Below are 10,101 nucleotides of genomic sequence, written 5' to 3'. Positions count from 1 at the left end.
CACTGCCCTCAACCTGGTGTTATGATTATCAGCCCAAAACCACTCCATTTGGCCAAGGTGAGATTAAAATAAGTAATGCAAATTAAAACCATCCTGCGCCTTTTAGGTTTGCTGTTAATGATGTTTAGCGTCAGTATGCTAACACCACTCATCATTAATCCGATATTTAATGAACATTTTTGGCTGCCCTTCGTCGCGGCCTTCACCTGTACTTTTGTTACTGGTAGTACACTTTGGCTGTGCTTTAGAACCCAGCATCACGAACTCAAAATCCGCGATGGTTTTCTGCTTGTCGTCTTATTTTGGTTTGTCCTTTGTTTTTTCGCTTCCCTACCGTTTATATTCGCCCTTCGTCATGAAAATCATGGTTTAACTGACGCACTATTTGAATCGGTATCTGGATTTACAACGACTGGGGCAAGCATTATCAGGCATTTAGACGGCTTACCTCATGCGATTTTGTTTTATCGTCAACAATTACAGTTTTTAGGAGGTATGGGTATTGTAGTCCTGGCAGTAGCCATCTTGCCTATGCTAGGCGTGGGCGGCATGCAACTGTTCAGGGCAGAGACACCAGGACCAATGAAAGATAGTAAATTAACTCCTCGCATTGCCCACACCGCCAAAGCATTATGGTTTATTTATGTTCTATTAACATTCCTTTGTATGTTGAGCTATTGGGCTGCAGGTATGGACTGGTTTGATGCCTTGGGCGAAAGCTTTACGACCGTCTCCACTGGCGGATTTTCGATGCACGATAATAGTTTTGCTTATTATCAAAACGATGCCATCGAGTTAATTGCCTGTTTTTTCATGTTATTAGGCGGCACCAATTTCGCCCTGCATTTTATTGCTTTTAAAAAGCGCAGCCTCATCCATTATTGGCAAGATGAAGAGTTTCGTCTCTATGTTGCTTTTTTATTTACAGCCAGCTGCCTGGTAACGCTCAGTCTCGTCATGTACGGTTTTTTTGCCGCTGATCCGCACGCGCTGGTGAAAAGTTTATTTAATGTGATTTCAATGGCCACAACAACCGGTTTTATTTCTGCTCCATTTAACAGCTGGCCAACTTATGTACCCCTTTTACTGATGCTGCTATCAATTGTTGGCGGCTGTGCAACCTCAACAAGCGGCGGTGTAAAAGTCATCCGTGCCCTGTTGATTTATAAACAAAGTAAACGTGAAATGGTGCGTTTACTACACCCCCACGCCATCATCCCCATTAAATTTGGTAGACATACCCTGCCAGAGCCTGTTTTACAATCCATGTGGGGCTTTATATCGGTGTTTATTGCCCTCTTTGTGGCTTTTATACTTTTATTTATGGCGTTAGGGAATGATTTGATTACCTCATTCTCAGCCATTACTGCAACGCTATCTAACGCGGGTGCCGGGATAGGTAATATTCATGACAATTTTGCTGATCTCAGCGCCCCCAGCAAGTGGCTGCTTATCTTTTCCATGATTGCAGGCCGTTTGGAGATATTTTCTCTTCTTATCCTTTTTTCGCCTCATTTTTGGCAAAAATAGCAATCCTCTAATTTGGCTTACTCTTGTTAAATAAAGTAAGCCCTGTAAAGAAGGTAAAGGCCAATAAGCAGATAGATAATGGCGGCGATAACAAGGTAAGCAGGGTTACGTAACCACCATTGCGCTACTTTTGTTAATAAATCCGGGTTAATCAGGCGGAAAACTCCCCCGACCAAAACCAGCCAGGCTATTAGAGTAATAATGACGGGCCAACCCATTACCCAAACATTATGACTTATCACCAAAAGCAAGCCCAAAACCACCGTTAATAGGGCAATAAAGAACATTAATGCCCTCTGCCCTAAAATGTCGACGATAATCGCCTTTAATGCCTGTTGGCAAAACAACATATACAGACTGATAATCACAAAGTACCAGCCAATCACTCTGGCTAAAAAAAGGGTTAAGTCCATGGTTTTCTCCCTCTATCAGCTACTCCATTTCAAGTATAGTAAGTTTCGTCTGGTGGAGTAGACACTCGTAATGTCTATTTAGTGTTGTTAATATTGTGTTAATTTTCTTCACATAGAATAGACCACGCTGAGAATCTATAAAGATTAATAATACTTGCACTCTTAGCTAATTTTTTATACAATACAGTGCTTGAAGTACTTGATGGGGACATTAACCATGCTTGGATCAGTAAAGAGATACGCTCAACCCGCGCTTGATTCAGGAGAACGTATTGCAAAAGTCGCAATCAATTTTCTCGACAAAGTTTTCGGGGCTATTGCAGGGGTTACTTTATTCTCGTTGACCTCTCTCATGCTGAATCTGCTCATGTCGCTCGCTCTCTTGGCATTCACATTAACTGTTCGTGTTGCTCTTCCAATAGCCGCAGCATTCTGGGCTTACAAAGTAACTCACAGCTTTTCTATGACTCTTTTCAGTACAGTAATGGCGCTTGGTCTTAATCGCCTAATCCTTCCGCCCTTACTAGTCATCGGTAGCGTAAGATTAGTGCTCAAAGCAATTGAAGACTTAGCCTATACGGTTCCTTATGGTTTAACCGAGGGTTATAACAAAGGCCTGGTTCATGTTGTTAAACAATGGTGGAAGATTCCATTTAGCTTTTTTAGTTATTTGCGTGCAGAAGATGAGAATGCCCAAGCAATTAACCAAGACTTTTTTGATCTGCCCACTCCATCATTCAACCTCCTTCAAGTGGCGTTACAGCGATCATTTACTCACCCACAACCCGTGGCGAAGGATAAACTTACCAGAAAAGAGTATGATGATTTAGAAATTGTGCCAGCAAGTACGGAGTTCGAACCCTTAACGGCAGATGAACTGGAAAGGGCCTCAAAAATCGGCGAGCTCTCGACCGTTTTAACCCAATATACAAGTCTTAACAATCGTCTGAATGACCTTGAAGCCGGTACTCTGGATGATGAGTTAATAGTCTCTACACCGATAGAGAAGCCTATCCTGTTAGTTAAACAAGAACTTCAATCGGGTGAGTGGAAAGCAGTCCCAGCCTATACCAAGATAAGTGACAGAGAATCGCTTTGGCGGTGGGTTTCAACAGATGCAACAAACCCTTTTAATCGCGATTCCCTTGTTGATACTGCAACGACGCGTTACCGCTATAATGTCTATCAGGGCAAAGGCTCTTCGCAAGAACTGCGTGAAGCGGCAGAGACTATTCGTCAGAGACTACTGACTCCGGTAAATAATGCGGTTGCAAGTAGTGATGGTTACTTAGCCTTATTATCTGGTTTCTTTGCCACAAGAACAGGTAGCATGAGCGCGCCAGTTGTAAATCACACTAAGTCGCCAGATACTGCTCCAACGTTCTAACCATGGCTGCTTCTTTTATCCTGCTTTTGTTATAGCGGTTCTTTATCTCAGCTAAACATCATTGCAGGATAAAAGCTCTTGACGAGAGTCTTATATGACCTTATTTCAGGCCATTGCCCCTTGCGATTATCAAACTGTACTTTTTGCCCCTCTACCGTAACCGCAAACCTAATCAGCATGCAATTAACGAGGCACTTGGCGGAAAAATTTCCGCCAAGTGCTGACTAGTTAGAGAACGGTTGGGTGGCAGGTGGACGAGCATTTTACGATAGCAGATATCGCCATCACGAGTATTTTTCTCAACCTGTATCTGTCAGGCTATACCCTCTGGAACAGGCCAAATGACTCCATCTAAGCACTTATCTGCAGCAGAATGTTTCAACGTCCCTGCTCTCAATCCTGTATTAATGATGTGAATGAGGAATTAGAACTGGTAAGAAAGCTAATCTCTTACGCTTAACCACCCTGCCGCCCCGGTATTAGCGGACACAAGGTAATACGGGCAGGCCATTCTCTATACCTCACAAACAGCGTTATCAACGCTTGCACCCTGCTTATTGTTCTCTGCAAGCTCTGGGCGGACTTCTTTTATACGATTATTGCTGTCGACGAAGACAACCTTAGGATGATGGTTTTGGCAAAGCTCTTCAGGAAGCTGAATAAAGGTTGCAATAATAACAATGTCGCCAGGCGTGACTAAATGAGCGGCGGCACCATTGACACAGACGTCTTTAGACCCTTTTTCACCCGTTATAGCATAGGTTTCAAATCGCGTTCCTGCTGTCACATTCCACACATTGACGGCCTCATTGGGTAAAATATTAGCCGCTGCAAGTAGTTCTGGGGACAGGGTGATACTCCCCTCATAATCCAAATCAGCTTGGGTAATACAAGCGCGATGAATTTTTGATTTCAACATTTTTCGATAAAACATGCCTAATCTCACCGTTTATTAATGCCACATGGCCAAGAAAAGGAGCTAATGGTAACATATAAACCAACCCCGGTAATTATGTTCCAACCATTATTTCGCTTTAGACTCGGTACAGGGAAAAAATGTTTATTGTCGTTGCGAACAAAAGAAATTTTTGTTCAGAATCAAGCTCGCTCGCTTCGCTAAATGCCGCAAAAAGACTCGATTCTCAAGTTTTGTCCTCTATAGAGAGAGTTAGACCTATTTTATTTATGATCCAAAGTCGTTCTATAATTAAAAAAAATGAGTATGGGATGCGTCTATGGCAAAGGCCTGTCTTCGAGTCGTAGTAACGCTGTTCTTTTGCTTATCTTGTCATGTGAATGCCACTGTTAAAATTGGCACGCCAATCTATGATCCGCCCTTTGTAGTTAATAATCCTGCCTATCCAATTGGGGGATTCGATATTCAATTGATGAATACAATCTGCGCACGCCTGCATTGGCAATGCCAATATATTGGTATGCGGTATTACGAGTTACTTTCCGCCTTGCAAGCAAACAAAGTTGATTTTGTACTGGGGGCGATTATTATTACACCCTATAGTCAATCACACTATTTATTTAGCATTCCTTACATGCCTAGCTCTGCTGTATTTGTTACCCTGAAGCAAGCTCCCTTCAGACATGCAAAAGAGTTAGCAGGAAAAAAAGTAGGTTGTTTAAAAGGAAAGGAATATTTCAATTACCTTGAGCAAAATTTTGTTGACCAGTTAATCGTAGTACCCTTTGAGGAGCCTAGCAATTTAATCCAGGCTCTTAATTCGAATACCATTGATGCTGTTTTCATGAACACCTACACCGCGATGTTTTTCATGCACCAATATCCCACACGTGTACGAGCACTTCCGGAGCAATTTTCATTAGGTGATGGTATTGCTATTGCAACAACGATGGACAACAGAGAACAAATTGAGCAAATAGATACGGTCCTGGAGCAAATTCTAAATGATGGCACTTTTGTACGAATGTATAATTACGATTTTGAGTTTTTTATTCCCCAGTAATTAATGCGGGGACGACATAAAGCGATTTATTTCGGTAAATGAGGGTTATTTTTCTTTTAATTTCCAGCGTTTATGTAACCACAACCATTGTTCTGGGTGGGCTAAAATAATACGTTCCAAAGCCTGATTATAAGCAAGCGTATTGCGATAAATTGATTCTTGGGTACTACCATAGTCTTGCCATTTGATCGGCTCATGAAATTCAAGCACATGACGTCCATCAGGTAGCCGGTAACCTGCAGCAGGAACCACTGGTACTCCTGTGTGACGCGCAAAGCTTGCCAGACTGCGATAAGTTCCAGCTTTCTTACCAAAAAATTCCGCTGCAATACCATCGCGATTGACTATCGAGGCATGTTGATCTAAAACAAAAACCACCGCGTGATTTTGATCCAGTGCGTCACAAACCTGTTGCAGTGAGTTTTTCTTGGGAATCACATTTAACCCTGCACGGTAATAACGGCTAAACAAGATGCGCTCTAATGTTTTATTTCCTAAAGTACGGCGGATAAAATGAAATTGGCCTTGAAACTGCTTAAAATTGAGAATTCCGCCAAGCGGTGCAAATTCCCAATTACCAAAGTGACCCGTTAATACCAACACCCCTTTATTTTCAGCAGCAATCGCCAACAAACGCTCATACCCGCGTACTTCCACCCGTTCACTAAGTGTCTGTTCGCTCATAAAACGCAACTGAATTGCTTCTTTGATGGAGGTAGCCAGGTGCGAATAAAATGCTTTAGCAAGATGGGTTTGCTGCGCAATAGTCAAGTGATCACCAAATACTTGCGCAATATTAGCCATAATGACCTTACGGCGATAAGGTAGATAACGGTATAAAAAACGCCCGCTCCATGATAAGGGCAGGCTATTAATCTTATCGGCTAATTCAGTCACAAGCTTTGATCACCAAACAAGCATTCATACTGGCAAACCCACGATTGAGCATGACAGCCTTTTTATTACCTTGTAATCGACGATGATGAGCGCTTATGTTTAATGGCTCGCATACAGAGGCGGCCTGATTGAAGTTGGCGATACCGGGGACACAATCGTTACGCAAAGCATAGGTTGTCAATACCGTATCCAAAACACCTGAAGCACAAAGCGTATGCCCCATTGCCCATTTAAATGCAGTAACCGGTACAGAGTTATCACCAAAAACACGCTGAATCGCTATCGCCTCACTGTCATCTGATTTGCTATTGCCATTGCCATGAGCCACTAGCAAACCTACTTCGGAGGAATTAATTTGGGAAGTCTCAAGGGTATTCGACATCAGCTCAGCCAAATGGTTGCCTTCTGCTTCAATAGAAAAAAGCCCGGATGCCTCACTGGCAGACAGACCTCCGACAATTTCTCCATAACAAGTCGCAGAACGCGCTTGCACACTTGCTTCACTTTCAAGAATCAATGCAGCGGCCCCCTCGGCTAAGACAGTCCCATCATGTTCTTTATCAAAGGGCTTTAAATGATTTGCACTCATGACTCCCAATTTTTCATAATAAAAGAGTGCCTGAGGTTCAATCCCTATATCGTAGCCAACGACTACTGCGCGTTCAGCCTGTCCCTGCCTAATCGCATGATAAGCCTCTAAAATAGCCTGTGTGCCACTCACTGCATGGTTAGTGATATTGTGATTAGGCCCTTTAAAACCATAGCTAATACCAGTATAAGCCAAAACATTATTAGGTAAAATGCGCAGTAACCACATGGGATGCACTTCATTAAACAGCTGTGTAGCAAACTGCTGCATATCACTGCCTGTTTTGGCGAGCAAAGGCAAAAAATCATATTGTTGGAAATATTTATTCCCGGGCGAACCAACATACACAGCCGTTTGATCATTAAAAGATTCTGTAGCAGCCAGGGTTTCACGATAAGGAAGAAGCTGGCTATGATTGATGGCTTGCATCGCTGCATTAATACCCATCGCATCCTGACGCGAAATAACTTTCATTAGTTTGCGATCAGGGAGCATCTTGGCAGGTTGAAAATTCTTCAGTTCTCCCCCCAAACGGTGAGCCCACGTTGATAAATCCCATTGACTGATTTCACCGATACCACTTTGGCCGGCAAGCAGCGCATCCCAGGTGCTGTCAGCCGTTTCACCACAAGCAGTTAAAGCACTTAGTCCTGTAATAAAAACACGATTGGCGTTACTCATTTACCAGCTCCTTCAAATTCGGGATGCTTGAACAGCAAACAGCTATTTGAACCGCCAAACCCAAAAGAATTGGATAGTACCACACCTAATGATTTTTCGCGTGGACCATCAACGACATAATCCAGGTTACACTCAGGATCGGCTACCGTTAAATTGGCTGTTTTGGGAACTTGTGCATGTTGAATCGATAAAACAGACAAGACAGCTTCCAATGCCCCAGCAGCGGCAATCAAATGACCTGTCTGGCTTTTTGTAGAGCTGACTGGTAATTGATAGGCCTGTTCCCCAAAAACGGCTTTAATTGCATTCGTTTCACTTAGATCATTCATTTTAGTTGAGGTTCCGTGTGCATTGATGTAATCAACATCACTCGCTTGCACACCCGCATCTTGCAAAGCCCGTTCAATCGCTTGGATAGCGCCATCGCCATTAGGATGGGAATCCGTAATCCGATAAGAGCTTAACGAGTTGCCTTCCCCCGCCAATTCAGCATAGATTTTTGCGCCGCGAGCCCTTGCCTTGCTCCACTCTTCCAATATTAGGAACGCTGCACCCTCACCGAGGACAAACCCATTACGAGTACCATCAAACGGCCTGCTTGCTGTTGTTGGTGTCTCATTATAAGTAGATAAAGCGCCTAACAGGCAGAAACTGGAAAGGCCTAGAGGATTGATCATGGAATCAAAACCACCTGCCAACATAAAATCAGCCTCACCGCGGCGAATAACTTGCATGGCTAGCCCTAAAGCCTGTCCTCCAGAAGCGCAGGCTGTATGCACAGACGTTGCAAAACCTTCAATACCAAATTCCTGAATAAGCGAAGACAAACCGGAGTTTGAGGTTGTTTTTCCAAAATCAACCAACCTATAAAAATCCTGGGTATTATTCTGCAATTGACTCCAATCGATCTCACCCGTTGTAGCGCAAGTTTGTTGAAACCGTTGCAGATAAGAAAATTCGGCAGTCATCATTCCACTTCCGGTCACCACTCCCCAACGCTTGGCAGTCGGCTTTTCCGGTCGAATTCCTGCATCTGCAAAGGCTTGCTGTGCAGCATCCAGAGCATATTGGGTAAACGGCATGGTAAACCGCTTGTGCTTCCCGCCAGTAGCCAGATTTGATGTAAACCCTTTGACTTCTGCTGCAATATAGGTAGGAAAAGCACTGGCATCAAATTGTCTTATCTCAGCGACACCGGATTGACCTGCCAGCAGATTTGTCCAAGTAGATTGCACATCATTGCCTAAGGGCGATACAACTCCCAGACCAGTAACTGCCACACGTCTATTTTTCATGTTTCGTACCTTTCGCCTTCATCACTACATCTAAAACACATACTCGTTTACCAGCCACTTCACTGCGATAGCTTAACACCAATTGTTGTTCATCTTGCTCTTTGACTTTGACATAACAGATTAGAACGTCTCCGGGGTAAACAAATCCACTCATTTTAATTTTACGGAATTCACTGACTACATAGGTATTAGAGAAGGAAGCACGTCGCACAAATTCTTGCGCCAAATTCAATTTACACTCTAATAAAATAGTCAGGGGTAAAACCGGTTTGTTGGGGAAATGATCTGGAAAATAAGGGGCAGCCCGAGTGATAGATTTTATTGCACTCAAGCTTACACCTGGCTCTGAAGTCAGAATATGGTCAAACGACATAGGAGCCACACACCGAGGGAGCCCAGTAATACCAGTGGAATCAGGTTTTTCGGTAACAGCCCCCTCAACAAAACTCTGCGGAGGCCATTCACCGGGTCTATTTACCTCATTAAATTGACGACGCACCTCATCCTGATCAATAAAATCTGCCATAGGCAGCATAGGCCCTAAAGCCCCATCAATATTGAAAATCACTTCGTCACCAACACGAGCTACGCTATGGTACTGTACAGCATCATCATCCAGACGCTCAATAAAGGACTCCAACAACAACGTTTCACCGACATAGGCAGGGCGATGCAAGCGTGCGCTTGCTACAACCCCAGCAACAGGTCTTAATGTGAAATCATTGAAAGACATGGCATTCCAAGCTGCTAACTGCCCCAACGTCTCGCCAATCAAAGAAGGCATAAAACAGAGAGGGCCCTCAGCACTTGGACAAAGGTAGGTATCATCCTGTGTAATGTGCTTTACCCCCCGCACCATTTCACCAGGGGACAATTGCAGGATTCTATCAACAAATAGAAAGCGCATCAGGCGACAGTTTCACAAGCGTTCTGCTCGCTGACAGCAACAACAACCAGCTTACAAAAGGTTTCTACCGTAAACAGCATAGGAATTTCATTGACCTTCATATTAGCCTTGAAATGTTCAGCAGGGACTTCACTTAGATAATTTTTAAGTGCCTGCATCCCTTGTGCTGTTAACACGCCACCTTTCTCAAATTCATCTTCCGCCAAATCGCCACGAGCATTTTTCTCTAATTGACCTCGTGGTATTTTGATAGCAAATTCTTTTTCTAACTGAAAAACCAAATCGAGAAAATCGATAGATTCAGCACCCAAATCAGCAATCAATCGACTGTTTAAAGAGACTTCTTCTTCATCGATAACCAGTACGTCAGCGATAATTTCCCTCACCTTGGGGTATACGCTATCTACATTCATGTTCTATCCT

At 43.4% G+C, this 10,101-nt stretch carries 10 protein-coding genes; 3 read left to right on the top strand and 7 right to left on the bottom strand.

The features are described 5' to 3' along the window. Positions 1-75: 75 nt before the first annotated feature. On the top strand, positions 76-1,530 hold the full coding sequence (locus DYC89_RS01950) for a TrkH family potassium uptake protein (RefSeq protein WP_115220259.1): 1,455 nt from the start codon (positions 76-78) through the stop codon (positions 1,528-1,530). Between the two features lie 26 nt (positions 1,531-1,556). Here the strand turns inward: DYC89_RS01950 and DYC89_RS01945 are convergent, their stop codons facing one another. Continuing rightward, the gene (locus tag DYC89_RS01945; protein ID WP_115220258.1) at positions 1,557-1,943 is read right to left on the bottom strand and encodes a hypothetical protein; all 387 of its coding nucleotides are present in this window, start codon (positions 1,941-1,943) and stop codon (positions 1,557-1,559) included. A 217-nt stretch (positions 1,944-2,160) separates the two neighbouring features. Here DYC89_RS01945 and DYC89_RS01940 point away from each other — a divergent pair, with 217 nt between their 5' ends. Beyond that, positions 2,161-3,330, top strand: a complete 1,170-nt coding sequence (locus tag DYC89_RS01940) for a hypothetical protein (protein ID WP_115220257.1) — start codon at positions 2,161-2,163, stop codon at positions 3,328-3,330. Between the two features lie 514 nt (positions 3,331-3,844). Here the strand turns inward: DYC89_RS01940 and panD are convergent. Then, the gene (gene panD / locus DYC89_RS01935) at positions 3,845-4,264 is read right to left on the bottom strand and encodes an aspartate 1-decarboxylase (RefSeq protein ID WP_115220256.1); all 420 of its coding nucleotides are present in this window, start codon (positions 4,262-4,264) and stop codon (positions 3,845-3,847) included. Positions 4,265-4,565: 301 nt separating this feature from the next. Between panD and DYC89_RS01930 the strand changes: the two genes are divergently transcribed. Further along, positions 4,566-5,309, top strand: coding sequence for a transporter substrate-binding domain-containing protein (locus DYC89_RS01930; RefSeq protein ID WP_115220255.1), 744 nt, complete (start codon positions 4,566-4,568; stop codon positions 5,307-5,309). Positions 5,310-5,354: 45 nt separating this feature from the next. On the opposite strand, the gene DYC89_RS01925 is transcribed toward DYC89_RS01930, so the two are convergent. From DYC89_RS01925 to DYC89_RS01905, 5 genes are read right to left on the bottom strand one after another with little or no spacing between them, the layout of a single operon-like run. Then, a complete protein-coding gene (locus tag DYC89_RS01925; RefSeq protein WP_115220254.1) occupies positions 5,355-6,206 on the bottom strand; it encodes a lysophospholipid acyltransferase family protein in 852 nt (283 codons plus the stop codon). After that, a complete protein-coding gene (locus DYC89_RS01920) occupies positions 6,199-7,476 on the bottom strand; it encodes a beta-ketoacyl-[acyl-carrier-protein] synthase family protein (protein ID WP_115220253.1) in 1,278 nt (425 codons plus the stop codon). The genes DYC89_RS01925 and DYC89_RS01920 overlap by 8 nt, the downstream gene beginning before the upstream one ends. Beyond that, positions 7,473-8,771 (bottom strand): beta-ketoacyl-[acyl-carrier-protein] synthase family protein, encoded by a 1,299-nt coding sequence (locus DYC89_RS01915; RefSeq protein WP_115220252.1) that lies wholly within the window; start codon positions 8,769-8,771, stop codon positions 7,473-7,475. Before DYC89_RS01915 ends, DYC89_RS01920 begins: the two co-directional genes overlap by 4 nt. Then, the gene (locus DYC89_RS01910) at positions 8,761-9,678 is read right to left on the bottom strand and encodes a hydroxymyristoyl-ACP dehydratase (protein ID WP_115220251.1); all 918 of its coding nucleotides are present in this window, start codon (positions 9,676-9,678) and stop codon (positions 8,761-8,763) included. Before DYC89_RS01910 ends, DYC89_RS01915 begins: the two co-directional genes overlap by 11 nt. After that, a complete protein-coding gene (locus tag DYC89_RS01905) occupies positions 9,678-10,091 on the bottom strand; it encodes an acyl carrier protein (protein WP_058447280.1) in 414 nt (137 codons plus the stop codon). The genes DYC89_RS01910 and DYC89_RS01905 overlap by 1 nt, the downstream gene beginning before the upstream one ends. Positions 10,092-10,101 lie beyond the last annotated feature (10 nt).

Source organism: Legionella donaldsonii (genome assembly GCF_900452385.1).
GTDB lineage: Bacteria > Pseudomonadota > Gammaproteobacteria > Legionellales > Legionellaceae > Tatlockia > Tatlockia donaldsonii.
Note: the sequence above shows the minus strand (reverse complement) of the source record. Positions and strands in the feature narration are given on the sequence as shown.